Consider the following 20,329-nt stretch of genomic DNA (forward strand, 5'->3'; position numbering starts at 1 on the left):
ATCGCAGCCGACGTGCGAAGCCGCCGCGACCTCAAGCGCGGCAGCAGCCCGGCTCTCGCTTTCGTCGTGCCATGCGTCCCCACAGAGACCTCCCCGATATCACCGCCGGAGGACAGACCATCCCCCACGTCGGGAATCAGCTTGGCGGCGGCGACACGCCGGCCCCTGCGCCGATTCACGAATACCACCCCCCGGAACCAGGAACTTAACCCCTTGAACCCCCCGTATGGGGGTGGTTGATGTGGATATGCGGGCCCCCTCGTTCGGGGTAGGCGCCGAACAGTGCGGCCCGCGGCGCCCACGGGGCTGCGACGCGGCGGGGCCCCTCCCACGGTCTGGCAATCTGTCGAGGTGAATGCACGATGAGTTCCATCCGGAATGACGATGACGGTGTCCAGGATTCCGTCGACGTGCGACGGAATCCGCGCGCTCTCCCCCCGCTGGTCGCGGACGTGGCGGCGCGGCGCGGCTGGCGCCAGGCGGCTGCGGTCATCCAGCGGCACTGGGACGCCTTCGCGAGCGAGGCACCGCAGCAGCTGCTCGAAGCGCTGAAGGCGCTGCCCGGCGAAGCGTTCGTCGAGACGCCGGGTCTCCTCGTGGCCGCCAACTACCTGCAGCACGTCACGATCGACGGCGACCCGCGACGGTTCTTCCACGACGGCCGGCTCGCGCCGCGACCGGGCGAGCACCGCACGGCCGACCTGAACACTCTCATCCTGCTCACCGCGGAGGCGGCGGGCGCGCGCACCGCAGGGCACCTCGACGAGGGCCGCCGCGCGGCCGCGGAGGCGCGGGACGCGCTGCTCGCGCTGCCCCCTGCCGAACGCGCTCCGATCGTGGGTTCGCTCCCGCACCTCCGCTTTCAATGGGGACGCACGTTCGATGCCGCCGACGCCCCAGGCGCGCTCGTGGAGTACGAGGAGGCGTACCAGCTCGCCCGCCTGACGGGACAGTCGGTGATCGCGAGGAGGGCGGCCGGTCACATCGCCTGGTCGCACGCCGAGCGAGGCCGGCTGCGTCTGGCCGACCTGTGGCTCGCCCGCGCGCGCTCGGAGCCGGCGACGAACGGCCGGTACGACGTCGTCGTCTTCCTGGCGTCGGCGCTCCTGAAGCACGACCGGGAGGATCCTGACGCGGCCCTCGACCTCGCCCGCGCGCTCGGCCTGCCCCTTGGCGAGCACTGGGCTGCGGCGCTGTGGATGGCCGCGCTGGTCGAGCGGACGAAGCCGGGAGCCAGCACCGTCCACGCTCGGCTCGAGCTCGAGCTCGAGCGTCACCCCGAGGCGAAGAGCCTGCAGGGCGCGAACGGCCGATACCTCAAGGCCGCGCAGGCGCGCCTGGCCCGGCTGCGCCCGCGGCTGCGGATCGCCCCGGAGTTTCCACCCTCACCATCGGCCCTCGATCACCTGCTCGCAGCGACCGCCGCTCACGCGCGCCGCGACCACACCGAAGCCCTCCAGCACAGCGACGACGCGCTCTCGCTGACCAGCGTGCCCCGGGTGGAGGGTCCGGCGAACCTGATCGCCGCCGCCTCTCATCTGGCGCTCGGGCACACCGGAACCGCTGCCGATGCCTTCCGGATCGCCAACCGGGTGATCGCCGAGGAGCGCATGCTCTCCGCGTACGCCTTCGTCCCCGCCGGCACGGTGATCGCGCTGGCCGAGCTGACCGGCGAACCGGTGCACAGCGGAACGATCACCGACGGCCGCCCTCCCGCGCTCCCCCGGCTCACCAAGCGCGAGCGCGAGATCCTCGACCTTCTCACCACCGGGCGGTCGATGGCGCGCATCGCCGGCGAGCTCTACATCAGCCCGAACACGCTCAAGTCCACGGTCAGGGCGCTGTACCGCAAGCTCGGCGTGAGCTCGCGCGCGGAGGCGGTCGAGGTCGCGCGGAACGCGTTCGACGGGCGCTGACGGCGTCCGGGACTAGCCACGCCGGAGGCCCGCGGGTTAGCTTTCGCTCGCATCCCCGTCCGTGCACGGGGACGGAGCGGAGCGAGCGCATGAGCGAGAACACGCAGGAACCGATCGCCGGAAGCCCGCTGCCGCCGGCGCGAACGCTCCCGTTCCCGCCGCAGACCTCCGGCAGCGTCGCCCGCCGGACCATGCAGGAGTCGACCTACAGCCCGAGACCGCCGGAGCGGCATCTGCCCGCCGATGCCCCCAACGTGCTCGTCATCCTGATCGACGACGCCGGGCCCGCGCTGCCGGAGCCGCTGGGCGGCGCGGTACGCACCCCGACCCTCGAGCGCATCCGGAACAACGGCGTCGGCTACAACCGGTTCCACACCACCGCCATGTGCTCCCCCACCCGCGCGTCCCTGCTGACCGGGCGCAACCACCACCGGGTCGGCTACGGCCAGATCGCCGAGCTCGCGAACGACTGGGACGGGTACTCCGGGCGGATCCCGAAAACCAGCGCGACGCTCGCGAAGGTCCTCGGCGAGTACGGCTACGCGACAGCGGCGTGGGGCAAGTGGCACAACACGCCCGCCGAGGAGACCAGCGCCGCGGGCCCCTTCGACCACTGGCCCACCGGCTACGGTTTCGACTACTTCTACGGCTTCCTGGCCGGGGAGGCCTCGCAGTACGAACCGAACCTCGTCCGCAACACCACGATCGTGCGGCCGCCGAAGACGCCGGAGCAGGGCTACCACCTCAGCGAGGACATCGCCGATGACGCCATCGGCTGGCTGCGTGATCATCGGGCGCTCGCGCCCGACCAGCCGTTCTTCCTGTACTGGGCGACCGGGGCCCTGCACGGACCGCACCACATCATGAAGGAGTGGGCAGACAGGTACAGCGGCGTCTTCGACGACGGCTGGGACGCGTACCGCGAGCGCGCGCACGCGGGCGCGAAGGCGGCCGGCTGGATCCCCGAGGACGCGGAGCTGACCCCGCGCCCGGACGGCCTCCAGGCCTGGGCCGACGTGCCGGAGCACCAGCGCCCGTTCCAGCGCCGGCTGATGGAGGTCGCCGCCGGTTTCGGCGAGCATGCCGACGTGCAGGCGGGGCGCGTCGTCGACGAGCTGGACGCCCTCGGCTACGGGGACAACACGATCGTCATCTACATCTGGGGCGACAACGGCTCCTCCGGCGAGGGTCAGAACGGCACGATCAGCGAGCTGCTCGCTCAGAACATGATCCCCACCACCGTCGACCAGCACATCGCAGCGCTGGACGAGCTGGGCGGCCTGGATGCGCTCGGCACGCCCGCGACCGACAACCAGTACCACGCCGCGTGGGCCTGGGCGGGCTCGACTCCGTACCAGGGCATGAAACTGCTCGCCTCGCACCTGGGTGGCACCCGCAACCCGCTGTTCGTCCAGTGGCCCGGCCGCATCCAGCCGGACCCGGTGCCGCGCACGCAGTTCCACCACGTCGTGGACGTGGCCCCGACGCTCTACGAGATCATCGGCATCACGCCGCCGGACACCGTCGACGGGCAGCCGCAAGACCCGATCGACGGCGTCAGCATGGTGTACTCGCTCGACGACCCGGCGGCGGAGAGCACCCGCCGCGTGCAGTACTTCGAGATCATGGGCAGCCGGTCGGTGTACGCGGACGGCTGGATGGCGTCGGCGCTCGGCCCGCGCCTGCCCTGGGTGCCCGGCGCGCCTCCCGGGATCCGCACCTGGACGCCGGACGACGACCGCTGGGAGCTCTACAACCTCGAATCGGACTGGAGCCAGGCGCACGACCTCGCCGCCGAGCACCCGGACAAGCTGGCCGAGCTGCGGGAGGTGTTCGCGATCGAGGCGGCGAGGAACGACGCCCTGCCGATCGGCGGCGGCCTCTGGGTGCCGGTGATGCATCCCGAGGACCGGTTCAGCCCGCCGTACACGCGCTGGGAGATGACAGGGGACACGGTCCGCGTGCCGGAGTTCTGCGCTCCGGCCCTGGGCAACCGGCCGAACACCGTCAGCATCCGGCTGACCGCCCCGGAACGCGCGAACGGTGTGCTCTACAAGCTGGGCGGCGCCGGCGGCGGGCTCACCTGCTATGTCGTAGACGGCGTCCTCACCTACGAGTACAACCTGTTCCTGGTGCAGCGGACCATCATCGCGGCCCCGGCCGCGCTGGCCGCCGGGGATGCGACGATCGAGATCGTGACCGCGCTCCAGGAGCCGCGGCCGGGCAGTCCCCTGACCGTCTCGCTCCGCGTCGACGGCACCGAGGTCGCGTCGGGCACGGTGCCCGTCAGCGCACCGCTGCTGTTCTCCGCGAACGACTGCCTCGACATCGGCCGCGCGTACGGCGGCGCCGTCTCCCGCGCCTACGCCGAGAGGATGCCGTTCGCGTTCGACGGCAGCATCGGGGCGGTGACGATCGAGTACGCCGGGGGCTGAGCGGGTGACGATTTGTCCCAAATCGGTGCTCGCGGGCGCCCGGAGCAACGATTTGGCACAAATGTCATGCCCGCGCCTACCGCCGCCGGCGCGCGATGAGCGTTCCCTGCGGGCGCTGGCCGCCCTCGGCGCGCTCGTGCGCTTCGAGCACGTCGAAGCCGGTGGCGTCGAGCTCGGCGGCCAGGAGGTCCGGCGGCCAGCGGTGGGCGGCGATCACCGCGTGGTCGAACGGTTCCAGCCGGTCGCCGGTGAAGTAGCCGACCAGCAGGCCGCCGCCGGGCTTCAACACACGGGCGAACTCGCGCAGCGGCGTGCGCACCGTGGCCGGGTCGTGATGGATGAGCGAGTACCAGGCGAGCACGCCGCCGAGGGCGGCGTCCGGCTCGTTCAGCGCGTCGATGCTGCCCAGGCGGAACGGGACGTCCGGGTACTCCCTGCGGGCGCGCTCGACGAACTCCGGCACCTGATCGACGCCCGCGGCGGCGATCCCGCGCGCCGCGAGGTGGTGCGTCCAGTGGCCGGGGCCGCAGCCCGCGTCGAGCACGGGACCGTCGAGCCCGTCGGCCCAGCGCTCCACGCACTGCCTGTCCCGGTCGTCCGCGGCGTCGATCGAGCCGAACAGGTCGATGTACTCCGCCGAACGGCCCGAGTACGCGGTCCGCACCGCCTCCCGAGCCGCGCTCACCCGGCCGTCCCGCCCGCCGGGACGTGCTCCAGCGCGAGACCCGGTTCGCCGTACGTGCTCAGCACTTGGCCGATCACGACCCGGTAGGGGCCGATCCAGCGCTCGTGCAGCCGCTTCGCCTCGCGGTGGGTGTCCATCCCGATCAGTTGGTGCAGCGCCTCCAGGCTGTCCCAGTAGTAGACCTCGGAGTGCAGTCCGGTCTCCGGGTTCTCCCACGCCTCCTCCCCCAGGAAGCCCGGAATCGCCCTGGCGCGCTCGGCGATCTCGTCGTTCAGGCGGTGGAACTCGTCGTCGTAGGGCTTCGTGGCGAAGATGAACGTCGACGTGTACGTGGTGCGTCCCTCGCTGCTCATACCGGCATCGTAGAGTCGCGCGAGTGCCGGCGCGCGGTCATCGGCCGACCGTCTTCCTCCACCGGGCGGCGTAGGCGAGCGGGCGGAAGCCGACCGCCTCGTTCACCTCGAGCATGTGCCGGTTGTCCTCCGCGTTCATCGTCTCGACTGTGGCGCTGGCCGGGAACCGCTCGCCCAGCTCGCGCAGGTTGGTCAGCTTCATGAGCATCCCGAGCCGGTGCCCGCGGTGGCCGGCGAGGACGAGCGTGTCCATCTGGTCGACGGGACGGCCGGGCTCGGCCGGCACGGCGAGCTCGGTGTAGCCGGCCGGCTCGCCCGTCGCCTCGTGCACGGCGATGGTGGTGAGGACCGCACGCGGGCTCTGCGCCTGGAGGTCGTCGAACGCGCGGATGCGCTCGGCGGTCCACACGTCCTCGGTCTGCTCCATGCCGGCGTTCGGGGTGTCCGTGCTCATCCGGGTGCGCAGCAGCGCCATGCCCTCCAGCCACTCCTCCGGGGTGCGTCCCCGCCAGGTGACCGTGCGGTAACCGGCGGCGGCCGCGCGCGAGGCGGCGAGGCTCGCGGCGATCGCGTCGGCGTCGCCGGGAAGGGTCAGGCTGCTCAGCCGGCCGACCTGCTCCAGCGAGAAGCCGAACCGGAGCAGGAACCGCGTCGACGCGAGGTCGCGCGGCACGGAGCCGAAGCCGGTCGGGGCCGCGAGCGCCTCGCCGCCGATGCCGGCCGCGAAGTCGGTCTGGTTCTGGATCGTCCGGCGCCCCGCGTCCACCGCGAGTCGCTCGACGCCGCGGTACAGGGCGGAGCCGATGCCGGCGCCGCGGTGCTCCGGCAGCACGGAGACCGCCGCCCAGCACTCGGCGGCGTCGGCGGGCATCGCGAGGGTGGCGCGGCCGACGACGCGGTCGTCGACCACGGCGACGAGCCCCACGCTCCTGGTGGACTCGTCCTTCCAGTCGGGGAGCAGCTCGGCGGCCACGACCTCCGGCGCCGGCTGGGGGGACGTGTCGCCGCGCAGCTCGGCGATGACGGCGCTGCGCACGGCAGCCATGCCGACGAAGGCGGCCGCGTCGGGGGCGTCGACGCTCTCCGGCACGGTGACCGGCGCGATGGTGAAGGCGGGGCTGGCTGACATGGTGACCTCGGTTCGCAGGATCGATCGACTCACCCACGGTCGTGGGGAGGAAGGGGAATCGCTGCTACCGGATCACGATGGACAGTGTTGCACGGCGGCCGCACCCGCAACAAGGACCGGCCGGCGGCTACTCTGACCTCATGCCGCGCATCGGGTTCACCGCCGACCTCCTGCGGCCGGCCACGGGTGACGCCTCGCACCGCGTCACCTACATCGAGCTGTTCTTCGATCTGGTGTTCGTGTTCGCGATCACGCAGGTCTCGCACATCCTCATCCACCACCAGAGCGGGCTGGAGCTGGTGCACACGCTCGTCCTGGCCTGGGCGGTCTGGTGGATGTGGGTGTACACGACCTGGGCGTCGAGCTGGCTGAACCCGGAGACCGGCGCGGTGCGGGCCCTGTTCGTCGTGATGATGTTCTTCGGGATGCTCGTCTCCATCGCGATCCCGGAGGCGTTCGGCGACCGCGCGCTGCTGTTCGCGGTCAGCATGGTCGCCCTGCAGCTGAGCCGCAGCCTGTTCACCATCCTCGCGTTCGCGCGCACGCGACCGGCGCACGCGGTGAACTTCGTGCGCATCAGCGTCTGGCACGCCGCGGCGGGAGCGGTCTGGATCGCGGGTGCGCTCGTCCCGGAACAGGCACGGCTCTGGGTCTGGCTCGCGGCGCTGCTGATCGACCTGGTCGGGCCGCGCGCCCGGTTCTGGACGCCGGGCCTCGGCGCCTCCGACCTGCAGAGCTGGAACGTCTCGGGCGAGCACATGTCGGAGCGCGTCAGCCTGTTCGTGATCATCGCGCTCGGCGAGTCCATCGTCGTCACCGGCTCCACCTTCGGCACCGGCGAGATCGACGGGGCGACCTTCGGCGCGTTCGTCGGCGCGTTCGCCGGAACGGTGCTGATGTGGCTGCTCTACTTCACGCACAACCAGCGCCGCGGCAGCGAGTACCTGGAGCAGGCGGACGAACGCGGGATGATCGCGCAGACGGCGTTCACCTACATCCCGATCCTGCTCGTCGTCGGCATCGTGCTCACCGCGGTCGCCGACGGGCTGGTCCTGGAGCGGCCGACCGGCGAGACGGAGCCGTGGGCGGCGGGGCTGCTCACCGGAGCCGCGGCGGTCTACCTGGTGGGCAACGCGCTGTTCCGGCGCGCGGTCGGCGGCCCGTGGCTGCTCGCCCAGCTCATCGGCGCGGCGGTCGCGCTCGCGCTGTTCCCGCTGTCCTGGGCGCTGGCGCTGACCCCGCTCGCGCTCAGCTGGGCGGTCAATCTGGTGCTGCTCGTCGTCGTCCTCGCCGACGCGGTCGCCCTGCGCCGGGCGGCGCGTCGCACGGACGGCGACCGCGAGGTACGGTGACAGAGACGAGCGAAGGAGGCTGCGGATGGCGCGCATCACGGTACTGGGCGGTACGGGATACACGGGAGCGGCGATCGTCGCAGAGGCGGCGCGGCGCGGGCACGAGGTGCCCTCCGTCAGCCGGTCGGAGCCGGCGGAACGGATCGACGGCGTCGGCTACGTGATCGGCTCGGTGCTCGATCCCTCGGTGCTGGACGCGGTCGTCCCGGACCGGGACGCGGTGATCAGCGCGCTGTCGCCGCGCGGCGACATGGCCGGCGAGGTCGAGGGCGTGATCCGCGAGCTGGCCCGCCGCGTCGACGGGACCCCGACGCGCGTCGCGCACGTCGGCGGCGCCTCCTCGCTGCTGGTCGCGCCCGACGGCCCCCGGCTCTGGGACGTGACGAAGGACGGCCTGCCGGACACGGTGAAGCCGGAGATCGAGACCGGCCTGACCATCCTCGACGATCTGAAGGCGACGCCGGAGTCCGTGGACTGGTTCTACGTCAGCCCGCCCGAGGTCTACGGCGCGTGGGCGCCCGCCCCCGCGACCGGCAGCTACCGGCTGGGGGACGACGTGCTGCTGCGCGCGGCGGACGGCACCTCCACGATCTCCGCGACGGACCTCGCGGTCGCGATCGTCGACGAGGTCGAGAACCACGCCCACCGGCGGCGCCGCTTCACGGCCGCGCACTGAGCGGGCGCCCCGACGCGTACGCCGCACTCGCCATCCGTTCCTGAGTTGTTCACGCCCCGCACCGGCGTGTCGCGTGAACAACTCAGGAACGGATGGCGGCCTGCCGCTCCTCGGCCCCGCTGATCTCCGCCCAGACCGCGTCGAGGGAGAGTCCGAGCACCGCCGCGATCGCCGCGATCGTCGGGAAGGCGGGCGTTGCCACGCGTCCGGACTCGATCTTGCGGAGCGTCTCCGGGGAGACGCCCGCGTCGAGGGCGACGCGCAGCATGGGGCGCTCGCCCCGTGCCCGGCGGACCAGTGCGCCGAGGCGGCGGCCGCGCTCGACCTCTTCCGGTGTGAGCGGGAGACGGACCATGCCGACGATTCTAATACCGGGATAACAATACCGGTATTGTTATCCCCATGATCGAGATCCTGAGCCCCGACGAGCTGAGCCGGGCACGCGAGACCGGAGCGCTCGTCGCCCGCATCCTGCACACCCTGAAGGAGCGCACGGCGGTGGGGACCTCCCTGCTGCAGATCGACGGGTGGGCCCGTGCGCTGATCGCCGAGGCGGGCGCGGAGTCCTGCTACGTCGACTATGCGCCGTCGTTCGGGCGCGGACCGTTCGGCCACCACATCTGCACCTCGGTGAACGACGCCGTCCTGCACGGGATGCCGCACGCGGACGCCCTCGCCGACGGCGACCTGCTCACCCTCGACCTCGCGGTGCGGCTGAACGGGATCGCGGCCGACGCCGCGGTCAGCTTCGTCGTCGGCGACGCGGCCGACGAGCAGAGCACGGCACTGATCGCCGCGACCGAGCGCGCGCTGGACGCCGCGATCGCCGTCGCCGGCCCCGGCGCGCGGCTCGGCGACCTCTCGCACGCGATCGGCGATGTGCTCACCTCGGCCGGCTACCCGGTGAACACCGAGTTCGGCGGTCACGGGATCGGCACGACGATGCACCAGGACCCGCACGTGTCCAACACCGGCCGGCCGGGGCGCGGCTACCGACTGCGTCCCGGCCTGCTGCTCGCGCTGGAGCCGTGGGTCATGGCCGACACCGACGAGCTCGTCACCGACCCCGACGGCTGGACGCTGCGCAGCGCGACCGGATGCCGCACCGCCCACAGCGAGCACACCATCGCGATCACCGAGGCCGGCGCGGAAGTCCTCACCCGGTTGCCGCGCTGACCGCAGCTCACACGGCCCGCGCGTCCGCCCCGATCCGCACCGCCGCCGCCAGCCGGTCGCGCACGGCAGCGAGCGGGATGGCGTGGGCGACGTTCCCGTCGGCGTGCACCGTGGTCGTCGCGGCCAGGATCGAGTTGACCAGCGCCTCCTCGACCGCGTCCATCGTCGCCTGGAACATCGGCGACAGCACCGCGTCCTCGGGCGGGGCGCCCGCGCCGACCGAGAACGCGATCGCGTAGTCCCCGCTGCCCTGGGCGAAGTCGGCGCCCACGCCGCGCATTGCGTAGACGGCGCGGCGCGCGCACCTGGCCAGCTGCCTGCCGTCCAGCGGCGCGTCCGTCGCCACCACGATCATGCACGAGTTGCCGACCGTCTCCGCCGTCGGGCCCGGCACGAGTTCCGCGGACGGCATCGGGACGCCCGCGATCGACAGCGTACCGCTGAAGTTCGTCTGCACGATCGCGCCGACCGTGAACGGCTCGCCCGCCACCGGCACGATCCGCGAGGAGGTCCCGATGCCGCCCTTGAAGCCGAGGGCGACCGTGCCCGCGCCCGCGCCGACCGAACCCTCCGCGACAGGACCCGCCGTTGCGGACGCGAGCGCCTCCTCCACGTGGGCGACGCCGAGCGGGCGGGTGCGGATGTCGGAGAGGAAGCCGTCGTTCGTCTCGCCCACGACCGGGTTCAGCGTGGTCGTCGACTCGTGGCCGGGCCGCGCCAGCATGTGGCCGAGCAGGGCGTCGGCGACCCGGTAGGCGGACAGCGTGCTGGTGAGCAGCACGGGCGTCTCGAGCGCGCCGAGCTCCTGCAGCTGGGTCGCGCCGATCAGCTTGCCGTAGCCGTTGCCGACCGCGAGTCCCGCCGGCAGCCAGCGCCGCTGTGCGCCCAGCTGCTCCGGCACGATCGCGGTGACCCCGGTGTGCAGCCGGTCGGTGTGCACCGTGGCATGGCCGACGCGCACGCCGGGGACGTCCGTGATCGCGTCCTCCGGCCCGCGTGGGAAGGCGCCCGGCCCGACGCCGAGGTCGGCGAGGCGGGCGCGCGCCTGTCCTCCGGCCGTCACCGCACCCGCTCCAGGAAGCTCCGCGTCCGCTCGTGCCCCGGCCGGGTCAGCACCTGCTCCGGGACGCCGCGCTCGACGACCCGGCCGTCGTCGAAGAACGAGATGGTGTCTGCGACCTCCCTGGCGAAGCCGATCTCGTGCGTCACGACGACCATCGTCATGCCGCCCGCGGCGAGCGACCGCATCGTCTCCAGCACCTCGTCCACCAGCTCCGGGTCGAGCGCACTCGTCGGCTCGTCGAAGAGCATCAGGGCCGGGTCCATGGCGAGCGCGCGCGCGATCGCGACCCGCTGCTGCTGGCCGCCGGAGAGCTGGTGCGGGCGCTTCAGCGCGTGGGCGGCCAGGCCGACGCGCGCCAGCTCTCGCTCGGCGCGCTCGTGCGCCTCGCGCTTCGGCACCCGCTTCACGTGGATGAGGCCGGCGGCGACGTTCTCGAGCGCGTCCAGGTGGGCGTACAGGTTGAACCGCTGGAACACCATCCCGATGGAGGAGCGGAAGCGCGCGAAGTCGCGGTCCCGCCACGGCCGGTAGCGCCCGTCCTCCAGCGAGTAGCCGACCTGCTCGCCGGCGACGACGAGACTGCCGCGGTCCACGGTCTCCAGCGCATTGATGGTGCGCAGGAACGTCGACTTGCCGGAGCCGGACGGGCCGATGATGCAGCTCACCTCGCCCGCGCGCACGGTGAAGTCCACGCCGTGCAGCACCTCGTGGTCGCCGAACGACTTCGAGAGTCCGCGCGCCTGAACCAGGGTGTCCGTCATGACACCGCCTCCTCGTCGGTCGCCCTGGCCGCGCGCCTGCGCTGGGCGGGAACCGCGCCGGTGGCCAGCCGCACCAGCTGCTGGCTGAAGCCGCTGCCGCGCACCAGCCGCACCCGGTCCCGGCCGAAGCGCTTCTCCAGCAGCGACTGCAGGTAGGTGGCCACCGCGGTCAGGAACATGTACCAGATGCTGACCACGATCAGCAGCTCGATGATCAGGTTGTTCTGCTTGTAGATGTTGCTGGCGTTGGTCATCAGGTCGTTGCCGGCGACCACCACGATCAGGGATGTTGTCTTCAGCATCGAGATGAACTCGTTCCCGGTCGGCGGGATGATGATGCGCAGCGCCTGCGGCAGCACCACCAGGCGCATCGCCTGCGTGCGCGTCATCCCGCCCGCGAGCGCTGCCTCGGTCTGGCCGTGGTCGACGGCCTGGATGCCGGCGCGGACCGTCTCCGCGAAGTACGCGGCCAGGTTGAGGCCGAGGCCGAGCAGCGCGGCCACCGACCCGCTGATTAGCTGGTTGGTGTCCCAGCGCAGCCCGATCTGCGTGAACGGGACCTGGAGGGTGATGTACGGCAGCAGGAACGCCAGGTTGAACCAGAAGATGAGCTGGACCAGCACGGGCGTCCCGCGGAAGAACCAGATGTAGCCCTCGGCGATCCAGCGCAGCACCGGGTTCTTGGACAGCTTCATGATCGCGAACAGCACGCCGAGCACCAGCCCGAGCAGCGTCGCCGCGACGCTCACCCAGAGCGTGACGACGACGCCGTTCAGGATGTTCGGCGAGAACAGATAGTGCCAGACCTCGTTCCAGCGGATCCGCGGGTTCAGGACGACGATCGAGACGGCCCAGCCGACGGCCGCGACCGCGACGATCCCGACGATCCAGCGCCCCCAGTGCCAGCGCGGGGCGATCGGGACGGCGGTGCCGTCCGCCAGCGGGATGGGCTCCCGACGGGTGCTCATGCGCCGCCGTTGATCGAGGCGGCGTCGATGGCCATGCCGGTCACGTGGTACGCCTCCAGGATCTTGCCGTACGAGCCGTCGTCCATCAGCGCCTGCAGAGCCTTCTGGATGAGGGCGGCGAACGCCTTCTTGGAGTTGTCGATCCCGATCCCCCACAGCGACTCGTCGCCGTCGATCTTCACGGCCGCGACGTTGTTCGCCTTGTCGGCGGCACGGTCCTCCGCGACCGGGTAGTCGGTGATCGTGGCGACCGCGCGACCGCTCTGCACCGCAAGGTTCGCCTCGCTGTCGCCCTCGAACTTCAGGATGTCGTACGCGGGCGAGCCGGCCTTCGTGCAGTCCGCGGAGTACTGCTCGGCGAGCCCGGCGGACGAGCCGGAGGCGACGACGGCGACCGTCTTGCCGCACAGGTCCTGCGGGTTCCGGATGTGCTGCGGGTTGCCCGCCATCACGAGGAAGGCGTTGCCCGCCTTCACGTAGTCGACGAACGTGGTCGTCTTCTGCCGTTCTGCATTGTCCGTCATCGAGGAGATGAGCGCGTCGTAGCGCCCCGAGATGAGGCCGGGGATCATCGAGTTGAACTCCTGATCCTGGATGGTCATGCCGGTGCCGAGCTTGCGGCTGATCGCCTGCGCGATCGCCGCGTCGACGCCGATCACTTCCTTGCCGTTCGCACCCCACTTCTCCATCGGCGGGTAGCCGACGGAGGTGGTCCACTTGATGCCGGCGGACGCCATCCCGGAGGGCAGCTTCGCGGTCAGGTCGGCGTCCGCCTTCACCGCCTCGATGACGGCCTTGGCCGGCTCGTCGGCGGGGACGGGCATCGCGGCAGCGGCGGGACGGTCGGTGGCATCGGCCGCCTCGCTGAGGCTCTGCGCGCCGCAGCCGGCCAGGCTCGCGGCCACCAGGCCCGCGAGGGCGGCGACGATGGAGGTGCGGATGAGGGTCGTGGATCGCATGGCTGATCTCCCTGGGTGACGAGGTGCGCCGTGCTCAGCCGAGGCCGAACGCCGGCAGCCCGTCGACAACGGTGGCGACGGGACGGATGGTGCCGAGCTCGGACGGCTCGGTCGTGAACGGGTCGCGGTCGAGCGCGACGAAGTCGGCGCGCATCCCGACCGCGAGGGACCCGACGCGGCCGTCGAGCCCCGCAGCGAACGCGGGTCCGGCGGTGTACGCGGACAGCGCCTCCTCGACGCCGAGCGGGCGCAGCCCCGGCTCGACGCCGCCGGGCGACGCCGCGGTGCCGCGCAGCACGGCGGCCTGCACGCCGAGCATCGGCGCGGACGGCTCGACCGGCGCGTCGGAGCCGAAGGCGACGACCGCGCCGGCGTCCAGCAGCGCCGACCACGCGTAGCTCGCCAGCGTGCGGCCGCCCAGCATCCGGGAGACGAGCGGGATGTCGCTCGCCCAGTGCGTCGGCTGGAGCGACGCGATCACGCCGAGCTGCGCGAACCGGGCGACGTCCTCCGGGCGCAGGTGCTGCGCGTGCTCGACGCGCAGCCGGAGCCCGGCGCGGACCGCGTCCTCGTGCGCGCGCTCGTACGCGTCCAGCACCGTGCGGTTCGCCCGGTCGCCGATCGCGTGGGTGGCGACGGCGATCCCGGACGAGACAGCGAGCGCGACGAGCCGCGACAGCTCGTCGAGGTCGAGCACCTCGACGCCGTGGTTGCCCGGCTGATCGGCGAAGTCGGCGCCCATGCTCGCGGTGTGCGAGCCGAGCGAGCCGTCGGAGAACAGCTTGACCGGCCCGTTCGTGAACCAGTCGTCGCCGTCGCCGGTGCGCCTGCCCTCGGCGATCGCGTCCTCCAGCGCGTGCGCGGGCGTGCCCTTGTGCACGCGCACCCGCAGCTCTCCCGCGTTCCGCAGCCGGAGGAACGCCGCGCGGGCGTCCTCGCCGTCGAGGTCCGTCACGTGCGTGATGCCCTCGGCGAGCAGCCGGTCCTGGGCGCGCTCCAGCAGAACCGAGAGGTCGGCGGGCGTCTCGCGCTCGGCGCGCTCGATGACGGCGTCGGCCGCCGTCTCGCGCAGGATGCCGGTGGGCACGCCGTCCCGGTCGCGCTCGATGCGGCCGCCGGCGGGGTCGGCGGTCGTGACGTCGATGCCGGCCGCGGCGAGCGCCGCGCTGTTCAGCCAGACCGAGTGGCCGTCGACGCTGGAGAGGCAGAGCGGCCGGACGGGCGAGATGCGGTCGAGCGCGGCGCGGCTCGGCACGCCGTCGCTCCAGCGGTTCGCGTCCCAGCGGCCACCGGTGATCCAGCCGTCTCCGCCCTCGCGGGAGCGCACGAACCGGTCGATGGCGGCGAGCGCCTCGCCGAGGCTCGTGGTCTCGCGCAGGTCCAGCTCGTCGAGGCTGCGGGCGAGGCTCGCCGTGTGGATGTGCGCGTCGTGGAAGCCGGCGATCACCGCCGCCCCCGGCAGGTCGCGCATCGCGGTGCCCGCCGGCGCACGGTCCGCCACCTCGGCCGCGGCGCCGATCGCGACGATGACGCCGTCGCGCACCAGCAGGGCGTCCGCGGTGCCGCCGCGACCGTCCAGCAGGTGGATCGCGGGGTGGCGGTACAGGGTCGTGACCATCAGCATTCCTTAGGATGGGGGCGCGTTCTCGCGCGTCTTGTCAGGCTATCCAGGCGAGATTCGGCCGTGGGCGCGAATTCTCGACGCTGAGAGCAAGGAACGCTTATGGTCAATCCGGTCCACCTCCGAACCCTCCTCGAAGTGATCCGGCTGGGCTCCTTCGCGGCGGCGGCCAACCGGCTGGGCTACACCGCGTCCGCGGTCTCGCAGCAGATGGCGGCGCTCGAGCAGGACACCGGCATCCGGCTGTTCGAGCGGACCGCCCGGAGCGTCCGGCCCACCGAAGCGGCGGCCGTCATGGCCGGGCACGCGACGATCGTGCTCGCCGACATCGACCGCCTGCTGGAGTCCGCGGGCAGCGCGGACCACGCGCGCCAGGAGCTGCGGGTGAGCCTCTACCCGAGCCTGGCCCGCACCGTGCTGCCCCGGCTGCTGCGCTCCCCCGGCTGGCTGGCGCACGACATCGCCCTGCGGCTGAGCGTGCGGGATCCCTCCCCGGCCATCCAGGCGATGCGGCGCGGCGAGGAGACCGACGTGACGCTCGTCTACTGGGTGGGCGAGCGCGGCCTGAGCTGGCCGCGCTCGCTGGAACCGGTGCGGATCGGCGAGGACCCGATGCGCTTCGTGGTCCCGAGCGCCTGGCGGCTGCACGGTCAGGGCGCGGTCGCCGCCGACCAGCTGGTGGGCCGCCCGTGGATCCTGCATCACCCGGGGTCGAGCGACGCCGCGGTCGTCGACGCGTTCCTCGACGAGCACCGCCTGCAGCCGCGCGCCGTCGCCCGCTGCGACGACTTCGCCGTGACCCTGGACATCGTCGCGACCGGCTACGCGGCGTCCCTGATCCCCGAGATCGCACTGGGCGACCTGCCGGCGGGCGTCGAGGTGCTGGACGTCCCGGAGCTGCGGCTCTCCCGCGAGGTGTTCGCCCTGGTCGCGCCGACCGCTCCCGCCGAGACGGCGGCTCTGTTCCTGCGGCACGCGGAGGAGGTGCTCGACGACCTGGGGTTCGACTCGCGGCTCAGCCGAGAGCGACCCGATGGTGGTCGGTGACCATCGGCCGCTCGTCCACGGGCTTCGCGCCGGCGGCGTCCGCGACCGCGACGTCGAACTCCTGCACCAGCGGTTCGTGCAGCCCGACGAGGTGGACGTCGCAGATCAGCGCGCCGCGCTCGCACGGGATGCGCCAGCGCAGCCGGGAGCGGTCGGCCGCGTTCAGGATCCGCTCGGCGAACGGCTGCCTCTCCGGGAGGATCGCGCCCGTCTCGGCGAGCGCAGCGGCGAGCCGCTCGGCGCGCACCGGCGCCGGCACATCCAGCAGGACGCTGTCGGCGAGCGGAACGTCGCCGGCGTCCAGCGGCAGGCCGGCCGCCAGCAGCGCGTCGATGCCGCGCGCCGCTGCGACCGTCTCCGGCCACGGGCGCACGACGGCGGCCGGGGCGTCGGCCCGCGTGAGCACGTCGGTGAGCAAGTCGGCGGCGATCCCGCCCGCGCCGAACGCGTCCGTGTTGCCGAAGACGACGACGCCGATCCCGGTCGTCGGATGCCAGCGCATGTGCGACGAGAAGCCGGGCAGGCCGCCGGCGTGCTGCACGAGGCGGCCGAAGCGGCGGTCGTGCTCGACCACCAGGCCGTAGCCGTAGCCCGCGCCGTCGAGCGCGCGGTCGGCGAGCCAGCCGGAGCCGGTCGGGATGAGCGTGCGGGCCGTCTGCATCCGGCGGCGGGACGCGGCGGAGAGCACGTCGCCCGCGTGCGGGGCGTCGCCGAACGCCGAGCCGAGGAAGTGCGTCCAGCGCGCGATGTCCCCGACGGTGCTGAAGAGGCTGCCGATGCAGCCGAGGGCGCCGGTGCCGACGTACGGCTCCGGCACGAACGTCGCGCCGTCGTCGAAGGTTCGGAAACCGGCGGCGAGGTCGGCCCCCGCGGGATAGAGCCCGGCCTCCGCGCGGGTGTCGCGCATCCCGAGCGGGTCGAGCATCCGCTCCCGGATCACGTCCTCGACCGGCCGGCCGGTGACCCGCTCGACGGCGCGGCCGATCAGCGAGATGCCCAGGTTGGAGTACTCGTAGGCCGTGCCGGGCCGGGTCGCCGGCAGCAGGCCTGCAGCCACGATCGCGGCCAGCTCAGCGCGCGGCGCCCCGAGCATGCGGTCGCCCCAGGCGTTGTCCTCCGCGAGCCCGGCCCGGTTCGCCAGCAGGTCGTCGAGCGTCGGCTCGGCCCCGTCGTCGCCGAAGCGGGCGGACGCCAGCTCCGGCACGTACGCGGTGGCGGGCGCGTGCAGATCGAGCAGGCCGTCGTCGCTCAGCGCGAGCGCCGTCGCCGCGAGGAAGCTCTTCGACATCGACGCGATCCGGAAGACCGTGCCGTCCGTCGTCGGCGCGCCGTCGCGCCGGGGCTCGCCGTGCGCGCTCGACGCCACCACCCGGCCGTCGCGCACGACGGCCGCGATCGACGCGGGTGCACGGCGCAGCGTCTGCGCATCCAGCCGCGTGGAGAGGGCGTCGCGCGCGTGGCCCGCGAGGGCGCCATCGTCGATCATCGGCGGGCGCCTTCCGCGGCGAACGCGAGAACGTGCTCGCCGAAGCCGGCGACCAGCGCGCGGCTGGCCCGGGTGTTCTGCTCGTCCAGGGCCCTGGCCTCCGCCACCAGCTCGGCGACGGGCCGGTCGCCGGGTGCCGGCGTTGTCGGCTCCGTCCAGCGCTCCAGGTCGTCCGCGGAGACCTCGGGATGGAACTGCAGCCCGTAGACCCGCTCGCCGATCCGGAACGCCTGGTTGGCGACCGCATCGCTGGAGCCGAGCAGGACGGCGCCGGCCGGCAGCTCCGTGATCATGTCCTGGTGGTTCTCGATCATGGGCGCCGCGTCGCCGAAGCCGCGGATGACCGGGTCGGCGCGGCCCGCCTCCGAGGCGGCGATCATGGTCGCGCCGCGCTCCTTGGGCCCGAACGCCGCGCGCACCTCGCCGCCGGCGACGTGCGCGATGATCTGGCCGCCCAGGCAGATCCCGAGCGTCGGGACATCGGCCCGGATGGCCGCCGCCGCCAGTTCGCGCTCGCGCGCGAGCCACGGGGCGCGGTCGTCGTCGTCCGGCATCAGCCCGCCGCCGAGCATGACCAGCCCGGCGTAGCCGTCGAGGCTCTCCGGCAGGCCGTCCGTGCCGAGGACCGGCTCGACCGCGATGCCCTGCTCCTCGAGCCAGACGCCGAGCCGGCGCGGCGCCGACTCCTTGGCGTTCACGACGACGAGGACGCGCGGCCGCTCGTCGGCGGTCCGCTCGGTCGTGTCGACGGCGGGGACGAGCGCCGCCGGCCGCGGGGCGGGGGCGTCGCCGGCCAGGAAGGCCAGGTGGTCGGCGTCGGACGCTTCGAGCACGCGCAGCACGTTCCCGTGCCCGAGCGCCGCCAGATCCTGCTCCGACCAGCCGCGAGCGCGCAGCTCGTCGAAGAGCTCCTGGTAGTGCGAGACGTCGCCGAGACCGGCCGGCATCGCGTCCGTCCCGTCGTAGTCGGCGCCGAGGCCGACCGCGTGCACACCGGCCACCCGGCGGACGTGCTCGATGTGGTCGGCGACGTCGGCGATGCCGACGGCGGGCGGCTCGCCGTGCTCCCCCGCGCGCACCCACTCGGCCCGCGCCTGCGAGAGGAAGGACGGCACGAAGGCGACCATGACGACACCGCCGCCGGCGCCGATCGCGGCCAGCTCGTCGTCCGGCACGTTCCGGGGATGGTCGCACAGCGCGAGCGCGCACGAGTGGCTGACGATCACCGGTCGCGTCGTCACGGCGAGCGCGTCGCGCATCGTGGTCGGCGCGACGTGCGAGAGGTCGACGAGCACGCCGATCCGGTTGAGCTCGCGCACCACCTCCCTGCCGAAGTCGGTCAGCCCGCCGTGGCGCGCCTCGTCGGTCGCCGAGTCCGCCCAGTCCGTCGTCCGCGACCAGGTCAGGGTGAGGTAGCGCGCGCCGAGCCGGGCGAACTGGCGCAGCACCGCGAGCGAGCCGTTCAGCTGGTCGCCGCCCTCGATGCCGATGAGCGAGGCGATCCTGCCCTCGGCCATCGCGGCGCGCACGTCGGAGGCGGTGCGCGCGAACCGCAGCCGCTCGGGGTGCGCGTCGACCAGCCGGTGCACGAAGTCGATCTGCTCGAGGGTCGCCGTCACCTGCTCCGCGCCCTCGAGCACCGGGTCCACCCACACCGACCAGAACTGCCCGCCGACGCCGCCCGCGGTCAGGCGCGGGAGGTCGGTGTGCAGGCCGGGGCACGGGCCGTCCACCGCGGAGACGTCGTAACCGTTCGCCTCGCGGCGTGCCCAGGCCAGGTCGTTGTGCCCGTCGATCACCGGGATCATGCTCAGGCCTCCCTGGCGTCGAGGGCCGCGTTCAGCCGCGCGGTGACGGCGGCGTCGACGGTCACCTCCGCGCCGTCGAGCGAGCGCACCGGGGCGACGCCCCTGGTGCTGGAGCACAGCCAGACGGCATCCGCCTCCCGCAGCTCCTGCACGGTGATCCGGCGGGTCTGCACCGGCTCGCCCCATCCCTGCAACGCGGCGAACGCGTCCGCCTGCGTGGTGCCCGGCAGCAGGCCGAGGTCGGTCGGCGGGGTCACGTAGACGCCGTCGATGCGCGCGATCACGGTCGAGTTGGGGCCTTCGAGCACGATCCCGTCGATGCTCGTGAAGATCACGTCCTGCGCCCCGCGCCTCCTCGCCTCGCGCAGCGCGGCCATGTTGACCGCGTAGGAGAGCGTCTTGGCGCCCTGCAGCAGCCACGGCGAGGTCTGGGCGACGTCGTGGCGGTAGCCGCGATCGAGCAGGACGACGTCCACCTCCGGCGTGACGCCGCCCGGGCGGCTGTCCGGCGCGAAGCCAAGCGCCCAGCCGGTCGGGACCGGCTCGCCCGCCTCGTCGCCGCGCGACATCACGAACTTCACGGCGGCGCGCGGCGTGTGCTCCCGCAGCGCGGCGGCGGCCTCGGTGACCGCGAGCCGCCACAGCTCGCGCCGCGGCGCGGGCAGGTCGAGCATCTCCGCGGAGCGCTCGAACCGGTCGAGATGCGCGTCCAGCGCCTGCGGGACGCCGTCGACGATGCCGACGGTCTCGAAGATGCCGTCGCCGCGCGTCGCCGACAGGTCGGTGGCGGCGAGCAGCGCCTCCCCCGGCTCCATGCGGGTCAGGCAGTCCGCGGCAGCGGCGTCCGAGGCGAGATCGAGGCGGTGCAGGGTGAGAGTGTGCATGGGTTCCTCG

At 73.1% G+C, this 20,329-nt stretch carries 18 protein-coding genes; 6 read left to right on the plus strand and 12 right to left on the minus strand.

Translation table 11 applies throughout. The features are described from left to right. Positions 1–410 precede the first annotated feature (410 nt). Complete coding sequence (locus tag ACTHMF_RS11650) at positions 411–1,916, plus strand: LuxR C-terminal-related transcriptional regulator (protein ID WP_440317716.1); 1,506 nt, start codon at positions 411–413, stop codon at positions 1,914–1,916. Positions 1,917–2,005: 89 nt separating this feature from the next. After that, on the plus strand, positions 2,006–4,351 hold the full coding sequence (locus ACTHMF_RS11655) for an arylsulfatase (RefSeq protein WP_440317718.1): 2,346 nt from the start codon (positions 2,006–2,008) through the stop codon (positions 4,349–4,351). A gap of 76 nt (positions 4,352–4,427) precedes the next feature. On the opposite strand, the gene ACTHMF_RS11660 is transcribed toward ACTHMF_RS11655, so the two are convergent. Genes ACTHMF_RS11660 through ACTHMF_RS11670 form a run of 3 tightly spaced genes read right to left on the minus strand, consistent with a single transcriptional unit; the run spans position 4,428 to position 6,518 of the window. After that, positions 4,428–5,036 carry a class I SAM-dependent methyltransferase gene (locus tag ACTHMF_RS11660; protein ID WP_440317720.1) on the minus strand — a complete coding sequence of 203 codons (609 nt, stop codon included), beginning with the start codon at positions 5,034–5,036 and terminating at the stop codon, positions 4,428–4,430. Beyond that, the gene (locus ACTHMF_RS11665) at positions 5,033–5,389 is read right to left on the minus strand and encodes an antibiotic biosynthesis monooxygenase family protein (protein ID WP_314147267.1); all 357 of its coding nucleotides are present in this window, start codon (positions 5,387–5,389) and stop codon (positions 5,033–5,035) included. The genes ACTHMF_RS11660 and ACTHMF_RS11665 overlap by 4 nt, the downstream gene beginning before the upstream one ends. 37 nt (positions 5,390–5,426) lie before the next feature. Next, complete coding sequence (locus ACTHMF_RS11670; protein WP_440317721.1) at positions 5,427–6,518, minus strand: N-acetyltransferase family protein; 1,092 nt, start codon at positions 6,516–6,518, stop codon at positions 5,427–5,429. Between the two features lie 140 nt (positions 6,519–6,658). Between ACTHMF_RS11670 and ACTHMF_RS11675 the strand changes: the two genes are divergently transcribed. Both ACTHMF_RS11675 and ACTHMF_RS11680 read left to right on the plus strand, forming a co-directional pair. Next, positions 6,659–7,870, plus strand: a complete 1,212-nt coding sequence (locus ACTHMF_RS11675) for a low temperature requirement protein A (protein ID WP_440317723.1) — start codon at positions 6,659–6,661, stop codon at positions 7,868–7,870. 25 nt (positions 7,871–7,895) lie between these two features. Continuing rightward, positions 7,896–8,546, plus strand: a complete 651-nt coding sequence (locus ACTHMF_RS11680; RefSeq protein ID WP_440317725.1) for an NAD(P)-dependent oxidoreductase — start codon at positions 7,896–7,898, stop codon at positions 8,544–8,546. 82 nt (positions 8,547–8,628) lie between these two features. Here ACTHMF_RS11680 and ACTHMF_RS11685 read toward each other — a convergent pair whose 3' ends face one another. Next, a complete protein-coding gene (locus ACTHMF_RS11685; protein WP_440317727.1) occupies positions 8,629–8,901 on the minus strand; it encodes a helix-turn-helix transcriptional regulator in 273 nt (90 codons plus the stop codon). Between the two features lie 47 nt (positions 8,902–8,948). Here ACTHMF_RS11685 and map point away from each other — a divergent pair, with 47 nt between their 5' ends. Beyond that, positions 8,949–9,722: a type I methionyl aminopeptidase gene (map, locus tag ACTHMF_RS11690; RefSeq protein ID WP_440317729.1), complete on the plus strand. Its 774-nt coding sequence runs from the start codon at positions 8,949–8,951 to the stop codon at positions 9,720–9,722. Positions 9,723–9,729: 7 nt separating this feature from the next. On the opposite strand, the gene ACTHMF_RS11695 is transcribed toward map, so the two are convergent. The 5 genes from ACTHMF_RS11695 to ACTHMF_RS11715 are packed head-to-tail and all read right to left on the minus strand — an operon-like array spanning position 9,730 to position 15,091. Continuing rightward, positions 9,730–10,785, minus strand: coding sequence for a P1 family peptidase (locus ACTHMF_RS11695; protein ID WP_440317731.1), 1,056 nt, complete (start codon positions 10,783–10,785; stop codon positions 9,730–9,732). Then, a complete protein-coding gene (locus ACTHMF_RS11700) occupies positions 10,782–11,546 on the minus strand; it encodes an amino acid ABC transporter ATP-binding protein (RefSeq protein WP_440317732.1) in 765 nt (254 codons plus the stop codon). The genes ACTHMF_RS11695 and ACTHMF_RS11700 overlap by 4 nt, the downstream gene beginning before the upstream one ends. Then, entirely contained in the window at positions 11,543–12,514 is a 972-nt protein-coding gene (locus ACTHMF_RS11705; protein ID WP_314147258.1) for an amino acid ABC transporter permease, read from the minus strand. The genes ACTHMF_RS11700 and ACTHMF_RS11705 overlap by 4 nt, the downstream gene beginning before the upstream one ends. Beyond that, entirely contained in the window at positions 12,511–13,473 is a 963-nt protein-coding gene (locus ACTHMF_RS11710; protein ID WP_440317734.1) for a transporter substrate-binding domain-containing protein, read from the minus strand. The genes ACTHMF_RS11705 and ACTHMF_RS11710 overlap by 4 nt, the downstream gene beginning before the upstream one ends. A 34-nt stretch (positions 13,474–13,507) precedes the next feature. After that, positions 13,508–15,091, minus strand: coding sequence for an amidohydrolase (locus ACTHMF_RS11715; protein WP_440317736.1), 1,584 nt, complete (start codon positions 15,089–15,091; stop codon positions 13,508–13,510). 105 nt (positions 15,092–15,196) lie between these two features. Here ACTHMF_RS11715 and ACTHMF_RS11720 point away from each other — a divergent pair, with 105 nt between their 5' ends. Beyond that, positions 15,197–16,141, plus strand: coding sequence for a LysR family transcriptional regulator (locus ACTHMF_RS11720; protein WP_314147255.1), 945 nt, complete (start codon positions 15,197–15,199; stop codon positions 16,139–16,141). Here the strand turns inward: ACTHMF_RS11720 and ACTHMF_RS11725 are convergent. From ACTHMF_RS11725 to ACTHMF_RS11735, 3 genes are read right to left on the minus strand one after another with little or no spacing between them, the layout of a single operon-like run. Then, positions 16,110–17,627, minus strand: a complete 1,518-nt coding sequence (locus ACTHMF_RS11725; protein WP_440317738.1) for a serine hydrolase domain-containing protein — start codon at positions 17,625–17,627, stop codon at positions 16,110–16,112. The two genes, ACTHMF_RS11720 and ACTHMF_RS11725, sit on opposite strands and share 32 nt — an antisense overlap. Beyond that, a complete protein-coding gene (locus tag ACTHMF_RS11730) occupies positions 17,624–19,435 on the minus strand; it encodes a membrane dipeptidase (RefSeq protein ID WP_440317740.1) in 1,812 nt (603 codons plus the stop codon). The genes ACTHMF_RS11725 and ACTHMF_RS11730 overlap by 4 nt, the downstream gene beginning before the upstream one ends. Before the next feature lie 2 nt (positions 19,436–19,437). After that, entirely contained in the window at positions 19,438–20,319 is an 882-nt protein-coding gene (locus tag ACTHMF_RS11735; RefSeq protein WP_314147252.1) for an aminotransferase class IV, read from the minus strand. Positions 20,320–20,329 lie beyond the last annotated feature (10 nt).

The organism is Leifsonia sp., assembly GCF_051955155.1.
GTDB lineage: Bacteria > Actinomycetota > Actinomycetes > Actinomycetales > Microbacteriaceae > Leifsonia.